Below are 17440 nucleotides of genomic sequence, written 5' to 3' on the forward strand. Positions count from 1 at the left end.
CTAAATCCCCTAGGAGTGACGCTGGCGCCACTCCAATCAACCATGTGCAAAAGTGTCTTTTCCTTAGCCCATTATTTGTCTTATTAGAGAAAGGATAGGTTCCTATTTTCAATGTGGAGAAGTGATGTGTGACAACACCCCTCCATAAAGAGTAGTGAATACCTTCTCTTTAATTGAAAGCCTTTACTAATAAAGAAATATTTTTATAGATTGGAGTGGAGGGCTACTTGACTCCCGTGGGATAGCGAGACAGGCGAGCCTCTAAACGGAGCGGTAGCGAAGGAAGCGGCCTGGTACTCGCTCACAGGAAAGCAAGCAGCCTGCAACGGAAATCCACTTTCATCTTTCACAAAAGTTCTGTGGTAGTTTTATTTTCCAAAACTATGAAAAATTCTCAGACTTTCCTTAGGCATTGACAATAGCCTCTTTTTCTTTTTCTATAGCTTGTAGGTAGTTATTTGCTTTATTTTGTTTATCCTGTAAGCGCCAAATGGTATTATGTACATCGTCCTGAACCCGTGAAACTTGTTCTCTTGCTGTTGAAATTTTAGAATGGACAGACCATGCAGAAAAAATATCATCAAAGAAGTAGTCAGCAAACTTCACAAACCCATCTGTTTCTACATGCAGCGATTTCGTTGACATCTCATGAACATCCAATAATTCATTATGAAAACGTTGCAACGCGATTTGAGCCCGATGTAAATAGTTTTCTGACTGATCGAGTGCATCATGCTTTAAGTGAGTGGCAATCAGCCCGCCACCAAAGAAAGTATCCCAGGAGGAATAGCCACTAGCCGAATGAAGAGAGGCTGCTGCTTGCCCTAGCTTTGTTAGAGCTACTTCCCCCGCTTCCTCAGCCTCTTGAATTTCTGTTATGAGTTGCTTTGTTACCATTTCCTCATGTGCTAAATGCTCTAGCTTCTTTGCCTGAGCAACATCATGAAGCTGTAAGTACTTTTTCTTTTTCGCATAGATTTGTTGAAGTTCTTGTTGTAACGCCATTTCATCAAATTGAGCTAGCTTATTGGTTACTTGAACACTATCTTCTGTTAAATCCGCTTGCATTTTCTTCGCTTCACTAATCTTTAATTCAAGAACTGCTGCTTTATCAATTTTTTCAGCGCGTAGTTCATCTTGTTGTCCAGTCCACGTACGAATCATATTCATAAATGAGAAGCCATCCAATTTATCAAGTTTTGATCGAATTTGGTTGAGGGCTGTCGTATGTTTGTCTATTTCCTGTTGTGTATAGTGAATCTGCTTATGCAATAATTCGCTTTGCTCGTTTAATCTTGATGCCTTTCTTAGTTGTGCATGAATCTTTACTTGCTCTGTTTGCAATTGCTTCCATTCCATTCATCTCAACTCCTCTTACTATATCAGTACGGATGGCAAGAAAAAATGTTTCACTTTTTAGCAATGAAAAACCTAGCAACTCATTAGCTACTAGGCTTGTACTCATTTTATAGAGGAATATTCCCGTGCTTTTTCTCAGGACGTGTTTCGTGTTTATTTGAAAGCATATCCAGTCCTTGAATCAGCTTCATACGTGTATCTCGTGGATCGATTACATCGTCTACCATGCCGCGAGATGCTGCCACATACGGGTTGGCGAATTTTTCTTTATATTCTTCAATTTTTGCTGCACGTGTTGCTTCTGGGTCATCTGATTTCGCAATTTCACGGGCAAAGATGATGTTCGCTGCGCCAGCAGCACCCATAACAGCAATTTCAGCATTTGGCCATGCAAATACAAGGTCAGCACCGATTGATTTAGAGTTTAAAGCAACGTAAGCGCCTCCATAAGCTTTACGTAAAATCACTGTAATTTTTGGTACTGTTGCTTCTGAATACGCATAAAGAATCTTTGCACCATGTCGAATAATACCGCCATGCTCTTGTTTAACGCCTGGGAAGAAGCCAGATACGTCTTCAAATGTGATAATTGGGATATTGTACGCATCACAAGTACGGATGAAACGAGCTGCTTTATCAGAAGAATCAATATCTAATCCACCAGCAAGTACTTTTGGTTGGTTACAAACAAGCCCTACTGATTCACCAGCAATGCGTGCAAAACCAACTACTACGTTCTTCGCAAACTCTGCATGTACTTCCATGAATGAACCTTCATCCACTACCTGCTCAACTACTTTGCGAACATCATATGGACGTGTTGTTTCGATTGGCACTGTATCCACGATTTCTGGACGGTAGTCATCTCCTTCAGGTCGAGCTTGTCGAGGTGCCTTTTCTTTATTGTTTTGTGGTAAATAGCTTAATAGTTTTTTAATTTCTTCAATTGCCTCTTCTTCAGATGGCGCACGGAAATGAGCATTCCCACTTACCGCATTATTTACTTTCGAACCACCTAAATCTTCAGCAGAGATTTTCTCACCTGTTACAGTTTCGATGACTTTAGGTCCTGTTATGAACATTTGAGATGTTTTATCCACCATTAAGATAAAGTCTGTGATAGCCGGCGAATAAACCGCTCCTCCAGCACAAGGTCCCATAATAACAGAAATTTGCGGAATCACGCCTGAATAAATCGCATTGCGGTAGAAAATATGACCGTAGCCATCTAGAGACAGAACACCTTCTTGGATACGTGCACCACCTGAATCATTAATACCGATAAATGGTGTACCGTTTTTAGCAGCTAGATCCATCACTGTCGCCATTTTTTTGGCATGCATTTCACCAAGCGCCCCACCAAACACTGTGAAATCTTGAGAGAATAAGTATACTGGACGTCCGTTAATTTTACCGAAACCAGTAACTACACCATCACCAGGGCCTTCCATTTTGTCCATCCCGAAGTCTACTGTACGGTGAGTAATAAATGGGTTGATTTCGAAAAATGTCCCTTCATCTAGTAGCAAATCAATACGCTCACGAGCTGTTAATTTCCCTTTTTCATGCTGTTTTTCGATGCGCTCATAGCCACCACCAAGTTCAATTACAGTCTTACGGTCATACAAGTCATTGATTTTGTCGAACATATCCATAATGATCACTTATCCCCTTTTCCACTTTTATCACATAATTCATATAACACCCCGAATGAGGATTTAGGATGCATAAATGCAACCTCTGCACCTCCAGCACCAGGTCCTGGCTCTTCCGATAATAGACGTACACCCTTTTCACGAAGCTCTGTCATACGCTCACGAATTCCTGTTACACCGAAGGCAACATGGTGAATTCCCTCTCCACGTTTTTCAATAAATCCATAAATGGCACTTTTATCACTCATTGGTTCTAATAGCTCTAATTTCACGTTACCTGCGTCGATAAATGCCACACGAACCTGTTGAGATTCTACTTCTTCTACTTTCATCAACTTTAAGCCTAAAGTTTCTGTATAATATGTAATGCGTTCATCAAGATCGCGCACTGCAATCCCAATATGGTCTACTTTCTCCATGGTGACATCTCCTTCTGTTATGGTACATACTCTATTTTACAGATTTTTTTGTCAAAACTCTACTACTTGAGAAATTTTTCAGATTTGCTAAACTATTTATAAGAAAAGAAGGAGCGAACGAGCATATGAGTAATAAAAAATTTCAAAAAATCGTTGTTTATAGCATGATCGCGATTATGCTAATCTCATCTCTAGCATTCGGATTATCCATGTTAGTTTAAGGCAAAGCCCGAGGCGTCCACGTTACTGTGGGCGCTCTTTTTTAGCCTTTAAGCCCTTAAATGACTGCTTTATTTCTAAATACCTGTCCATCTCCTCGATAAACTGATAGAGAGCGGCTTGAGCGATAAATTGTTCATGGTTTTGCGGTAAAGGCAGCTGAGAAAAATCACGTTTTACATGTTCTAATTTTTCTCGATAATGACTTGCCGTATTCCCCGAATGAACATGCTCACCGAGGTCTTGTAAAAAATCTGCCACAATTTCAGCCTCTTGTACTATAACAGGTAGTGTCGTCACTTTTGGCAATACTCGTTCGATAATTTCTAGCTGCTGCTCACGCATATCAAAATACACATAGTAATCATTTTTAAGTCTCATAAAATGGTTTTCAACATCTTTAAACGCCAATGATTTTGCCTCTTCTAGCGTTCGGATTGCTTCAATGATTTCATGTCCATTCCATAGCGTGTCTCCTTGACGTAAATAGGTGGCAATTTCTAAAAAAATCTTGCTGTATAGCTCCTCAATTTTAACTCTGTAGTAATTTAATTCCTTTTGTATGTCTGGCATATACATATTAATGGCAATCCCTGTGCCATAACCGATTGCCATCAACGCTAATTCATTATAAACAAGTGCTAATGAAAAACCTTCAGCAGCATAAATATGCATTATAATTACAACACTAGAAATAAATCCATCTGCTACCTTTAATGATACAATGGTTGGAATGAATAACAGGAGCATGCCTGCTAATGTAAGCGGATGATAAGTAAAAAATTCAAAGCTTACAAAGGCAAAAAGCATTGCCACAATACTCGCGACCAATCGTGTATAAGCTGCATGAATAGATTTTTTTTTCGTTGGCTGCACACATAATATGGTTAGAATACCAGCAGATGCATACGAGGCTAAATCAAAATACTGAGCAATGGCAATAGCGATGGCCGCACCAATTGCTGTTTTTAAAGTTCGATAGCCGATTGAAAATTTCTTCAGGCCGACTGCCTCCTATCGTTTAGTACTCTTCACTCTTTTAGCTAATTATTTAGCCAATATTACAAAAATTTTAGTAATAATGAAACTATCTATACATGATGACAGTAGGAAGCCTACATAGATTCTGTGATCTATGAGGCTTTTCTACTTCATTTGAATTCATTTTTGTTATGCAAGAATAGAATTAAAGCTCATCACAATATTCTTCAAAGTTTGCTTGCAAGTTTGTCACAACGGACATTGGATCATGCCCTTCAATTTCATAGCGACCAACTTCTGCAACTACTTGTCCATCTTTTAATAGAACGAAAGATGGTGAAGAAGGTAGGTGATCTTCTCCAAAATGATAACGTGCCGCTGCAGTCGCTTCTTTATCTTGCCCTGCAAACACTGTAACTAAATGATCGGGACGTTTATCGTAATGAACACATTGTGCCGCTGCTGGACGAGCGATACCGCCCGCACAACCACATACTGAGTTCACCATTACTAATGTTGTACCTGGGCGAGTAAACGCCTCTTCAACAGCTTCTGGTGTTTGTAGTTGTTCGTAACCCGCTGCCTCAATTTCAGCACGTGCTGTTTTTAAAATTTCCTGCATAAATAAATCGTAATCCATATTCATATAGCGATAGCTCCTTTCAAGTTCGCGTCCATTCAGCATGATTGCCTATAAAATTTTTTTGACGCTCATCCATCTCTTATCATAGCAGTTTGCAACGAATTTGTGCACCTACTTGCTCATCACAATTCAGTTGAATACTAAGATTCGTTTACTTGTCTTCCTGCTCTTCGTTAAATAAACGATCGACACCTTGTGTGACAGTCAGTTGTCCACTTAAAATTTGACGTTCAAGTAGCAGTACCTGTGCTTTACGCTGTGGATTCCCATAAAATTGATCAATTAAATGGTCGGTAATCATCGATTGAAACCACTCTTTTGTTTGTTGTTGTCGACGAGTAGCCCAATAGTGATTGGCTTCAACAATTTGCTTGAAATCTCCAATTGTCTCCCAAACCTTATCAAGTCCCCGTTTTTCTAATGAACTAACAGGCATTGCTGTAGACATCCAACCGAGTGTAGCGGGCTGTAAAAAATGCAAAATTTGCTTATACTCTGCAACCGTTTTTTTAGCTAAACGAACATTATCGCCATCTGCTTTATGCACGACAATGGCATCCGCTAATTCCATGATGCCTTTTTTCATGCCCTGCAATTCATCTCCTGCCCCTGTTAACACAAGGAGTAGAAAGAAATCAACCATCCCACGGACGTAGGTTTCGCTTTGCCCTACACCAACCGTTTCAATTAAAATCACATCATAGCCTGCCGCCTCACAAACTAACATTGTTTCACGGGTCTTTTTGTGAACACCCCCAAGGGTACCTGCCGATGGAGATGGGCGAACAAATGCAGTAGGCTTCTTAACGAGCTCTTCCATGCGTGTTTTATCGCCAAGAATACTCCCACCTGATAAGGAAGAACTTGGATCAATCGCAAGAACAGCTACTCGTTTTCCCATATCACAAAGCATTGTTCCGAAAGCCTCAATGAATGAACTTTTTCCCGCTCCTGGAACTCCGGTAATGCCAATTCGAATACTATTTCCTGTATGCGGAAGAAGCTCCTGTAATAATTCTTGTGCTTGCACTTTATGAGTAGCGTTGGCACTTTCAATGAGGGTAATGGCTTTTGATAAATGTGTGCGAGAGCCCACACGTACTTGTTGAGCAAGCTCTCCTACATTCATATTGTCTGCCTTTTTCTTTCGGAATTTTTTAGGTGTGCCATACTGCATACCGTCGTGAGTTGCCTCGACTCCGTCCATGACAAATAGCGCACTGTCTTCCATTCCTTTGTTTTTGTCCATTATTCAGACACTTCCTCATAGCCTAAACGTTTGTAGATTTCTTCAATAATTTTTTGTGCAGATACAGGAATCACTGTACCTGGTCCAAAAATGGCTACTGCACCAGCATCGTAAAGGAAGTCATAATCTTGCGCTGGAATAACACCACCAACAATAATGATAATATCTTCACGACCTAGCTTTTCAAGCTCCGCAATTAATTCAGGCACTAATGTTTTATGACCTGCTGCTAGTGAAGATACACCAATGACATGGACATCATTTTCAACAGCCATTTGAGCAGCCTCAGCAGGTGTCATAAATAATGGTGAAATATCTACGTCAAAGCCTAAATCAGCATAGCCCGTTGCGACCACCTTGGCACCGCGGTCATGTCCATCCTGTCCCATTTTTGCTACTAAAATACGTGGACGACGTCCTTCATTTTCAAGGAATTCTTCTGTCATTTGCTTCACTTCCGCAATTTGCTCCTCATCTGAGAAATTGGCAGAGTAAACACCTGAAATAGAACGAATCACGGCCTTATGACGACCAGAAATCGCCTCGATAGCATCAGAAATTTCACCTAAAGAGGCACGCGCACGCGCTGCATCCACCGCCACAGCTAGTAAGTTCTCCTCACCATCTTGAGCAGCTTTTGTTAAGCGAGCTAAATGTTTTTGAACTTCTGCTTCATCACGTGCTGCCTTCATCGCTTCTAAACGTTCAATTTGTTTTTGACGAACAATTGTATTATCAATATCCAAAATGTCAATTGGCTCTTCTTTTGCTAAGCGATATTTATTCACTCCTACAATGGTTTCTGTTTTAGAGTCAATTTTTGCTTGGCGTTTGGCTGCGGCTTCTTCAACCTTCATTTTCGGAAGTCCTGTTTCAATCGCTTTGGCCATCCCTCCAAGTGCTTCAATTTCTTCGATCAATGCCCAAGCGGATTGCGTAATTTCTTCTGTTAGTTTCTCCACATAGTACGAACCGCCCCATGGATCAATCACTTTCGTCATCGCTGTTTCCTCTTGTAAAAATAACTGTGTATTACGCGCGATACGTGCCGAGAAATCTGTTGGAAGTGCAATCGCTTCATCCAGTGCGTTGGTATGGAGGGATTGTGTGTGTCCCATTGAAGATGCATTCGCTTCGAATAATGTACGAGCCACATTGTTAAATGGATCTTGCTCCGTTAAAGACCAGCCCGATGTTTGAGAATGGGTACGTAATGCTAATGTTTTCGGATTTTTCGGATTAAATGTTGACATCATTTGTGCCCAAATACGACGTGCTGCACGCATTTTAGCTACTTCCATGTAATAATTCATACCGATTGCCCAGAAGAACGATAGACGAGGTGCAAAGGCATCGATATCAATTCCTGCTTTCAATCCTGTACGTACATATTCCAAGCCATCTGCTAACGTATAGGCAAGCTCAATGTCATTTGTTGCGCCAGCTTCTTGAATATGGTAACCAGAAATTGAAATAGAGTTAAATTTTGGCATATATTTCGCTGTATATTCAAAAATATCTGCGATGATTTGCATTGACATAGCTGGTGGGTAAATATATGTATTACGCACCATATATTCTTTTAAAATATCATTTTGAATTGTACCTGCTAATTTGTCTGGTGTTACCCCTTGCTCTTCAGCTGCCACAATATAGAAGGCAAGAACTGGTAAAACTGCTCCATTCATTGTCATAGAAACGGACATTTGATCTAACGGTATTTGATCGAAAAGGATTTTCATATCCTCAACAGAGTCAATAGCAACACCAGCTTTCCCTACATCCCCTGTTACACGTGGATGATCTGAGTCATAGCCTCGATGCGTCGCTAAGTCAAACGCTACAGAAAGACCTTTTTGCCCCATTGCCAAATTTCGTTTATAGAAGGCATTGGATTCCTCAGCCGTTGAGAAACCTGCGTATTGGCGAACGGTCCAAGGACGTGCTACATACATAGTAGGGTATGGTCCACGTGTATTAGGTGCAATACCTGCTACATCGTTTAAATGTTTCGCATCTTTAATATCTTCCTTCGTGTAAATATCTTTAATTTCAATCCCTTCATTTGTCATAAACTTGTCGTCAGACGCTTGTGGGGCTTCAGCTGTTAACACTTTTTCTATTTCTACTACATTAAAATTAGGCTTGCTCATCGTTGGACCTCCTTCATGCTCGCAAACACGGACTGTAATTTTTCAATGATGTTCTGTCCTGCGAAAATAAAGCCGTTTAAACCATTTGCTAACCATGCTTCTTCTTCATCTTTAAATTTACCTGCAACATCTATAAGCACATTTGCTGGTTGTGCAGCTAAAATAGCCGGTACAAGTGCCTTTGTATCATCGTCACTGCCTGCAATTACAACATACTTAGCCTCTGTAGCCTGCAACCAAGCAATCGCCTCTTCAGCAGTTGCCACTGGCTCACTTTTTTCTGGAACAAGACCAACTGTATTTAAGAAACCAGCTACAAAATCTGCACGTGGCTTAGAGCTTTTTAATGACCCTAATGCTAAAATACCTGTTCTCACATTAGCTGCTGTCATTTCTGCACGCAACTTCTCAAATGGAACAGCAATACGTTTGATATCAGCAAATAATGGGTTTGTATCCTGCTCAAGTACATCTGCTGGATTTGCATAAATATTCGTTCCAATTAATGATTGCTTACGTGTTGATGCAGCTTTGATTCGAGTATGATAAGTGGTTGCCACTTCTTCCGCAAGCTTGCCAGACGCTATATATTCATCCATCCCGCCAGCAGCCTCGATATCTAAAAATAATGACCATGCTTCTTTTACAAAGTCTGCTGTTAACGACTCAATAAAATAAGAGCCTCCTGCTGGATCTGTCACTTTCAAGACATTTGTTTCTTCTTTTAATATTAATGATACATTCCGAGCGATACGAATCGATTGTTCCGTAGGCTTCGTTAACACATCATGCGGATGAACAGTAAAGAGATCAGCTCCACCAATTAAACCAGAAAGCGCTTCATTGGAAGAACGTAATAAATTGACATACACATCTAATTTAGAAAAGCTTCTTAGTGATGTTTCAGCAACCGTTGGGATTTTTACACTGTCTGTCACACCATAAGCGGATGAGAACGCTTTCCAAAGTACTTTAAAAGCACGAAGTTTGGCAATTTCCGTAAAGAATTGTGTATCAATGGCAAAGATTACAAAAAACTTCTTCGAGAATGCTTCAAAGCTTTCTTCCTGTTCTGCAAACTTGGCTGCTAATGCAAGTGCATAGGCTAGCTCTTGTACTGCGTTGGCACCTTCATTGTGATAAACGGTCGTGTCAGCACTGACTGAGCGCACGTTCGGAAATGCGTTGAAAGAGATTGGGTCCTTAGAAACAATGAAACCTTTAACTGCTTCACGTTGATCCTCTGCAATATTGTCAAATAATGCTAATAATGGGTCTTTTGTATTTTTAATAGTAATTTTAAATGAATATTCTGAGAAATATGATGCTAATTTGACCAATACTTCTTCTGTCCAATCAAACTTCACACGACTATCCACTGTAATCACTTCATTGCCTCGCGCTAAACTATCTTCAAGCTGTGCAAAAAATGCTTCACTTGTATCAGCGTGAATTTGCTGTGCCACCTGAAACGCTTGACTATTTTGTAGGGAACGGATTGTGGCAACTTGTAAATCAAGCTCTTCTCCAAGCTTAGCTACTAAACTTTCTTGCGTGTAAATCGGCTGTAATGTAACACCTTCATTTGTTTTGGAAAATAGTGACTCAAATGGTTTCCCTTTTAAAGCTTTGATTGCTGCATCTTGCCAGTCTGAATAGGCTGGTTTTTCAAATTCAATATTTTTCATGTTGTTTGACATGCGGACGCTTAATCAGCTTCCCCCCTTAGTAGTTTCTATTTGTTATTCTACATGACAAATTGCGACTCGAAAAGCATAAAAAAAATCGGAAACCCTTATACAGCAGGTTTCCGACGAGTCATCAGTAGACTGACGTTGAAGATTTATTTGTATTTTCGAGTATTTCTTTCACTCTATTTAGGAATTTACCACATACAAGTCCATCCAACACACGATGATCTAATGATAAACATAAATTCACAATATCACGTGCAGCAAACATTCCACCTGGTAAAACGACTGGTTTTTTTACAATGCTTTCCACTTGAAGAATCGCTGCTTGTGGGTAATTAATGATCCCCATCGATTGAACAGAGCCAAATGCTCCCGTATTATTAACAGTAAATGTACCACCAGTAATGTCACCCATTGCCAATTTACCTGTACGAACTTTATTGGCAAGTTCATGGATTTCTTTAGCAATTCCTTTAATGGATTTTTCATCTGCGTGTTTTATAACAGGCACAAATAGGGCATCATCTGTTGCTACTGCAATCGAAATATTGATGTCATGCTTTTGGATAATTTTATCTTCCGCCCACATTGAATTCAGCATTGGGAATTCCTTTAATGCTTGAGCAACTGCTTTTACAAAGAAGGCGAAATATGTAAGATTAAAGCCCTCTTTTTGCTTAAATTCATTCTTTAAGCTATCACGATAAGACACTAAATCTGTTACATCCACTTCCATCATCATCCAAGCATGTGGTGCTTCATGGACACTTTTTACCATATTATTTGCAATCGCACGACGCACTTTTGTCACTGGAATTTCAATATCTCCAGGATGAACAGGTACAGGTGCAACTGCTTTTTCCACTTGTTGCTGTGGTGCTGTCGGTGCTGGCTCAACTGTAGGTTGCACCGTTGATGAAGTTGGTGCGACATCATTTGCTGTAGGGATATTGCCAGTTTCAATTAGCTTTATCAGGTCTTTTCTTGTGATACGACCACCTTCACCTGTGCCCGTCACTTGATCGAGTGCAATATCGTGCTCCTGTGCAAGTCGAAGAACGGCTGGTGAGTAGCGTACTTTATCTTTACGCGCCTCTTTTGGTGCAGCTGCTGGAGCTGCCACCTGCTGTGGTGCCTCCTGTTTCTTTTGAACACCAGCATTTAAAATAGCTGTGCTTACTGCTGATTTTTTTTCAGCTGGTGGAGGTGGTAATTCGCCCTCTCCAGCTATTTCAATCGAGCATACGACTGCCCCAACTGGCAAGGTTTGACCTTCTTGCGCAAGAAGCTCCGTAATAACCCCTTCAAATGATGATGGGATTTCAGCATTTACTTTATCTGTAACAACCTCTGCTAATGAATCATATTTTTTAACTGTATCTCCAGGCTTAACAAGCCATTTTTCAATTGTACCTTCTGTTACACTTTCGCCGAGCTGTGGCATTGTAATATTTTGAACTGACATCCTTTATTCCTCCCATCAATTAAGCCTAGGCGTCCTTGTACCTGATGCAGCGCTAAAATCATTAAACGTAGATAGGCAATTAGACAAATTTTGACTTACCTACACGTAAGTCAAAATCTGTTCATCCGTCTGAGGCTTTTCGTTTTTTCATTCAGCCTTATTGTGATCTGTTAGAACGCAGCAAGTTCTCGCATTGCACGTTCAACTTTATCAGGATTAATCATAAAATATTTCTCCATTGTTGGTGCATATGGCATGGCTGGCACATCAGGTCCTGCTAGACGTTGAATTGGAGCATCAAGCTCAAATAAACAATGTTCTGCAATAATCGCGGCAACTTCACTCATGATACTGCCTTCTTTATTATCCTCTGTGACAAGTAATACTTTGCCTGTTTTACTTGCAGCCTCAATAATCGCTTCTTTATCAAGAGGATAAACCGTACGCAAATCAAGGATATGAGCGGAAATACCATCTGCAGCTAGACGTTCAGCCGCTTGGAGGGCAAAGTGAACTGCTAAACCATACGTAATTACTGTTACATCGTCCCCTTCACGTTTCACATCTGCTTTACCAATTGGTAATGTGTAATCATCTAGCGGTACTTCACCTTTTATTAAGCGATACGCGCGTTTATGTTCGAAAAATAATACCGGATCTTCATCACGAATCGCCGCTTTCAGTAAACCTTTTGCATCATATGGTGTTGATGGTATGACAATTTTCAAACCTGGTGTCCCAGCAAAAAGTGCTTCAACGGATTGTGAATGATAAAGTGCACCGTGGATGCCTCCACCAAAAGGAGCACGGATGACCATTGGACAAGTCCAATCGTTATTGGAACGGTAACGAATTTTCGCTGCCTCCGAAACGATTTGATTGACAGCTGGCATAATGAAATCAGCAAATTGCATTTCTGCAATTGGACGCATACCATACATTGCAGCACCAATTCCAACGCCTGCGATGGCACTTTCTGCAAGTGGTGTATCTAGCACGCGATATTCGCCGAATTGATCGTATAGTCCATTTGTGGCTTTAAATACCCCACCTTTACGACCAACGTCCTCTCCTAAAATGAAAACACGCTCATCACGTTCCATCTCTTCTTTCATTGCTAATGTAATCGCATCAATATAAGACATAACTGCCATTACATGTCACCTCCGTCCACTGGTGCATAAACATATTTAAGTGCATGCTCTGGTTGTGCATATGGAGCCGCTTCTGCATAATCTGTTGCTTCATTTACTTCAGCCATCACACGTTGTTCCATTTCAGTGCGAATTGTTTCTGTCATAACGCCAGCATCCATCAGATACTTTTCAAATAATAGAATCGGATCTTTTGCTTTACCTTCTGCAATATCTTCAGCCGTACGATATTGACGATCGTCATCATCTGAAGAATGGGCTGTTAAACGATATGTCACCGTTTCAATTAAGCTTGGACCTTCTCCATTACGTGCACGGTCTGCTGCTTCTTTTACCACTTTATACACTTGTAATGGACATTTACCATCTACCGTCACACCCGGCATACCGTAACCAATACCACGATCAGATACTTTGGCACAGCCTAATTGACGTTCAACTGGCACAGAGATAGCATATTGATTGTTTTCTACCATAATAATAACGGGTAGCTTATGAACACCCGCAAAGTTTGCTCCTTCATGGAAATCTCCTTGGTTAGATGAACCTTCCCCAAGCGTAACGAAAGAAACAAAATCTTCTTTTTGTAGACGTCCAGCAAGCGCAACACCAACTGCGTGCGGAACTTGCGTTGTGACAGGAGATGATCCTGTTAGAATACGATTTTTCTTTTGACCAAAGTGACCTGGCATTTGACGACCACCGGAGTTTGGATCTTCTGCTTTTGCAAATGCAGACAACATCAGTTCTCTTGGTGTCATACCAAAATGTAAAACCACACCCATATCACGATAATATGGTGCAATATAATCCTTATTATTATCAAGTGCAAAGGCTGCTCCAACTTGTGCTGCCTCCTGGCCTTGACAAGAAATAACAAACGGAATTTTACCAGAGCGATTTAATAACCACATACGCTCATCTAATCTTCTGGCCATTAACATTGTTTCGAACATAGCAAGTACATCTTCATTTGACAAACCTAAATCTTCATGTTTGATTTGTACATCTTGCATACGAACACCCCTTTCGTATTATAGAGAAATAACTATCTTATCCTATATCCCCACATTTGGATACGTTAGTTATGAAATTCAGAAAATTAAAAATGGATAGCACGATCATCAACCGCTAAAGCAGATTCCACTAAAACCTCATTTAACGATGGATGTGGATGAATAGCCTGACTAATTTCCCATGGCGTTGCATCTAATACTTTCGCTAATGATGCTTCCCCAATTAAATCGGTCACATGAGGCCCTACCATATGAATACCCAAAATATCATCTGTTTCTTCATCCGCAATAATTTTGACAAAGCCCTCTGCCTCACCATTAACTAATGCTTTCCCAATAGCCTTGAATGGGAATTTACCAATCTTTAATGAAAATCCACGTTCTTTTGCAGCACGCTCTGTCAAGCCAATGCTGGCAACCTCTGGATATGAGTAAACACATTTTGGTACTTTCAAATCATCCAATTTCTCTGTTTTACCTGTTGCAATATGTTCAATAGCTGCCATTCCTTCATGAGAAGCAACATGTGCTAATTGTAAGCCACCAATCACATCACCTATAGCATACATATGGGATTCCTTCGTTTGATAGGAATCATTCACCTTAATAAAGCCATTTTCAACTTCGATTTCTGTATTTTCTAAGCCAATACCTTGCGTATTCGCCTCACGTCCTACACAAAGTAATAGTTTATCTGCTTCAAAAATTTCTTCTTTATCATCCACCGTCGCTGAAATGAAAACGTTATCATTTTCAATTTTGAATGTACTCGCATCTAGTCGAGCATTCGTCACAATGCGAACACCTCGTTTTTCAAGCTGTTTCGTCACTTCTTTGACGATATCTGCATCTTCTGCTGGTAAAATCGATGGACCGTATTCGACGATCGTTACATACACACCAAAATCGCATAGCATAGATGCCCACTCAATTCCAATGACACCGCCACCAACGATTAATAATGATTTTGGTAATTTTTCTAACGCTAAGGCATGATCTGAATTCAGCACATATTGCCCATCAACCGTTAAGCCTGCCATTCCACGAGGCTTTGAACCCGTTGCAATGACAACGTTTGTAGGAACAAGCATTTCATTTTCATCACCATTGGACATCTCTACAGAAATCGTGCCTGGCATAGGAGAGAAAATAGATGGCCCTAAAATTCGCCCTGTACCATGATAAACATCTATTTTGCCTTTTTTCATCAGTGTATTCACACCTTGACTTAATTGCTCAACGATGGCTTGTTTTCTAGCCTGAACTTTGTCAAATTGCAATGTCACACCTTCAATATCGACACCATAGTCACTAGCTGTTTTATTAGCCATGCGGTATACTTCCGCACTTCGAAGTAAGGCTTTACTTGGGATACAACCTTTATGCAAGCAAGTTCCGCCTAAGCGTTCACGTTCTACAATAGCTGTTTTCAAGCCCAACTGCGCAGCTCGAATGGCAGCAACATATCCGCCTGTACCTCCACCTAAGATGACAACATCATAATTTTGAGCCATGTTTATTCCCCCTTTTGAGAAAAATGCTAAAGTAATCTATCTATTAAACAACCAACTTACCAATTTTCCAACGGTTAGTTCTTGCTTTAGAAGAGCTTTAGCTTCACTTCATCGAGATCCTTATTTCTGGTTGAAAATAGAAGAAGTCGACAATGCGACTTCTCATAATGTATCAACCATGTCGATTAGCGACCGTGTAAAATATTTTTTTCATTTTTTAAGAATTGGCTGCGAGATTTCGCTACACGAGCGATACGTTCCTCAGCTAAGCGATTCGCTGCCACATATGTTGGAATGCCATCCCGTTTAGAAATAGCAAAGATTTTTTCAATACTATCATAAATACCATCAACGCGTTTCATTGCACGTTCACGATTATAACCATATAATTCATCTGCAACGTTTATCACGCCACCAGCATTAATCACATAGTCTGGTGCATAGACGATACCTAATTCATGCAAATAGTCACCATGGCGAGAATCTTTTAATTGATTGTTAGCAGATCCAGCAATCACTTTCGCTTTTAGTTGTGGAATTGTTTCATCGTTTAAAATAGCGCCTAATGCACATGGTGAGAAAATATCGACTTCCTGCGCATAAATTTCATCGGGTGCCACTGCAATAGCGTCGAAGTCATTAACAACTCGATCAATGGCCGCCTGATTGATATCTGTTACAACAAGTTTTGCCCCTTCATTATGTAAATACTCGCAAAGCTTGTAGGCTACATTTCCTAGACCCTGTACAGAAACTTTTAATCCTTCTAATGAATCGGAACCAAATGCTTCTTTTGCCGCCGCTTTCATACCACGGTAAACGCCATACGCTGTTACTGGAGATGGGTTACCTGAAGAACCAAATGCAGGAGAAATTCCTGTTACATAGTTTGTTTCTTCATGGATTAAATCCATATCCGATACCGTTGTACCTACATCTTCGGCTGTAATATAACGGCCATTCAATCCTTGGATGAAACGACCTAATGCACGAAACATTTCTTCATTTTTATCTTTAAATGGATCACCTATAATGACCGTTTTTCCACCGCCAAGGTTTAAACCAGCTGCAGCATTTTTGTAAGTCATACCCCTTGCTAAACGTAACGCATCTTCAATAGCATTTTCTTCTGATGCATATGTCCACATACGTGCTCCACCTAGTGCTGGTCCAAGTGTTGTATCATGGATAGCGATAACCGCTTTTAACCCTGATGCTTCATCTTGGCAAAATACCAATTGTTCATAATCATACTTTTCCATATACTTGAAGATTTCCATGAAACTCGCCCCTTTGCTTTGGAAAGTGCATCCCCAAATGCCCATCCAATCAAGTTTTATCTAACAATCCTGTCTCCATCGCGTTGCCATCTCAGTAAGACTGAGCCCCTCTTATTCAGTAGGTGTTTAGACCCCAATGTATGAAGAAAAAATTGTTTAGTAATGGATAATATTGCTCCACTTATTTTTACAATACTGACAAATTCACAATTTCGCAACTATTATTACATATTCTTATTTAAGTAAGAATTTTCTAAACATTCTGTTACAGCGGCTACTTTATGTCCTTCCTCGTTTTTATTTAAAAATATTATATTGATTTCTCCCTTCCTTGACATTCCATCATCCACAGGTACAATTAATCATAGGAATAAGGAGGGGTATGCATGGCCCGTTTAGCTGCATTTATTGTAATGCTTATTCCAGGTCTTATGGCTGCAGGTGGCATTAAATTTATGCGTGATACATTATTTGGTAAACTCATTTCACCATTCCCATTTTTATGGCTACAATTTGTAGTAGGTGTTATTTTCTTTGTAATAGGCTTTGGGTTTTTCGCAGGATTTTTACTACATCGCGACCGAAAAAATGGAAAAGTAGCACCACGCTTTCAGAAAAAATAAAAATAGCTATCCACAT

15 protein-coding genes are annotated in these 17440 nt (G+C 40.2%); 2 read left to right on the forward strand and 13 right to left on the reverse strand.

Features of this window, described 5'->3' with window-relative positions:
* Positions 1-405: 405 nt before the first annotated feature.
* From CRI88_RS20520 to mce, 3 genes are all read right to left on the reverse strand, one after another.
* Complete coding sequence (locus CRI88_RS20520; RefSeq protein ID WP_058844039.1) at positions 406-1359, reverse strand: coiled-coil domain-containing protein; 954 nt, start codon at positions 1357-1359, stop codon at positions 406-408.
* Positions 1360-1466: 107 nt separating this feature from the next.
* The gene (locus CRI88_RS20525) at positions 1467-3014 is read right to left on the reverse strand and encodes an acyl-CoA carboxylase subunit beta (protein ID WP_036122848.1); all 1548 of its coding nucleotides are present in this window, start codon (positions 3012-3014) and stop codon (positions 1467-1469) included.
* 5 nt (positions 3015-3019) lie between these two features.
* The gene (mce, locus tag CRI88_RS20530) at positions 3020-3433 is read right to left on the reverse strand and encodes a methylmalonyl-CoA epimerase (RefSeq protein ID WP_036122844.1); all 414 of its coding nucleotides are present in this window, start codon (positions 3431-3433) and stop codon (positions 3020-3022) included.
* Between the two features lie 125 nt (positions 3434-3558).
* On the opposite strand from mce, the gene prli42 reads away from it, so the two are divergent.
* Positions 3559-3654, forward strand: a complete 96-nt coding sequence (prli42, locus tag CRI88_RS22600) for a stressosome-associated protein Prli42 (RefSeq protein WP_155273190.1) — start codon at positions 3559-3561, stop codon at positions 3652-3654.
* Positions 3655-3676: 22 nt separating this feature from the next.
* Here prli42 and CRI88_RS20535 read toward each other — a convergent pair whose 3' ends face one another.
* The 10 genes from CRI88_RS20535 to CRI88_RS20580 all read right to left on the reverse strand — a co-directional run bounded on the left by CRI88_RS20535 (position 3677) and on the right by CRI88_RS20580 (position 16801).
* The gene (locus CRI88_RS20535; protein ID WP_036122840.1) at positions 3677-4654 is read right to left on the reverse strand and encodes an aromatic acid exporter family protein; all 978 of its coding nucleotides are present in this window, start codon (positions 4652-4654) and stop codon (positions 3677-3679) included.
* 184 nt (positions 4655-4838) lie between these two features.
* Positions 4839-5279, reverse strand: coding sequence for a BrxA/BrxB family bacilliredoxin (locus tag CRI88_RS20540; protein WP_036122837.1), 441 nt, complete (start codon positions 5277-5279; stop codon positions 4839-4841).
* 148 nt (positions 5280-5427) lie between these two features.
* Entirely contained in the window at positions 5428-6525 is a 1098-nt protein-coding gene (gene meaB, locus CRI88_RS20545) for a methylmalonyl Co-A mutase-associated GTPase MeaB (RefSeq protein ID WP_036122834.1), read from the reverse strand.
* Positions 6525-8678 (reverse strand): methylmalonyl-CoA mutase, encoded by a 2154-nt coding sequence (scpA, locus tag CRI88_RS20550; RefSeq protein WP_036122829.1) that lies wholly within the window; start codon positions 8676-8678, stop codon positions 6525-6527. The genes meaB and scpA overlap by 1 nt, the downstream gene beginning before the upstream one ends.
* Entirely contained in the window at positions 8675-10366 is a 1692-nt protein-coding gene (locus CRI88_RS20555) for a methylmalonyl-CoA mutase family protein (RefSeq protein ID WP_231745025.1), read from the reverse strand. The genes scpA and CRI88_RS20555 overlap by 4 nt, the downstream gene beginning before the upstream one ends.
* 133 nt (positions 10367-10499) lie before the next feature.
* Positions 10500-11837 (reverse strand): dihydrolipoamide acetyltransferase family protein, encoded by a 1338-nt coding sequence (locus CRI88_RS20560; protein ID WP_058844037.1) that lies wholly within the window; start codon positions 11835-11837, stop codon positions 10500-10502.
* A gap of 170 nt (positions 11838-12007) precedes the next feature.
* Positions 12008-12991, reverse strand: a complete 984-nt coding sequence (locus CRI88_RS20565) for an alpha-ketoacid dehydrogenase subunit beta (protein ID WP_008179931.1) — start codon at positions 12989-12991, stop codon at positions 12008-12010.
* A complete protein-coding gene (locus tag CRI88_RS20570) occupies positions 12991-14007 on the reverse strand; it encodes a thiamine pyrophosphate-dependent dehydrogenase E1 component subunit alpha (protein ID WP_036122822.1) in 1017 nt (338 codons plus the stop codon). Before CRI88_RS20570 ends, CRI88_RS20565 begins: the two co-directional genes overlap by 1 nt.
* 86 nt (positions 14008-14093) lie before the next feature.
* Positions 14094-15521, reverse strand: a complete 1428-nt coding sequence (gene lpdA / locus CRI88_RS20575) for a dihydrolipoyl dehydrogenase (RefSeq protein ID WP_058844036.1) — start codon at positions 15519-15521, stop codon at positions 14094-14096.
* Between the two features lie 185 nt (positions 15522-15706).
* Positions 15707-16801, reverse strand: coding sequence for a Leu/Phe/Val dehydrogenase (locus CRI88_RS20580; RefSeq protein WP_048392303.1), 1095 nt, complete (start codon positions 16799-16801; stop codon positions 15707-15709).
* 386 nt (positions 16802-17187) lie between these two features.
* Between CRI88_RS20580 and CRI88_RS20585 the strand changes: the two genes are divergently transcribed.
* Positions 17188-17424: a DUF2627 domain-containing protein gene (locus CRI88_RS20585; protein WP_004231186.1), complete on the forward strand. Its 237-nt coding sequence runs from the start codon at positions 17188-17190 to the stop codon at positions 17422-17424.
* Positions 17425-17440 lie beyond the last annotated feature (16 nt).

Origin of the sequence: Lysinibacillus fusiformis (assembly GCF_002845985.1) — a bacterium.
Lineage (GTDB): Bacteria > Bacillota > Bacilli > Bacillales_A > Planococcaceae > Lysinibacillus > Lysinibacillus fusiformis_D.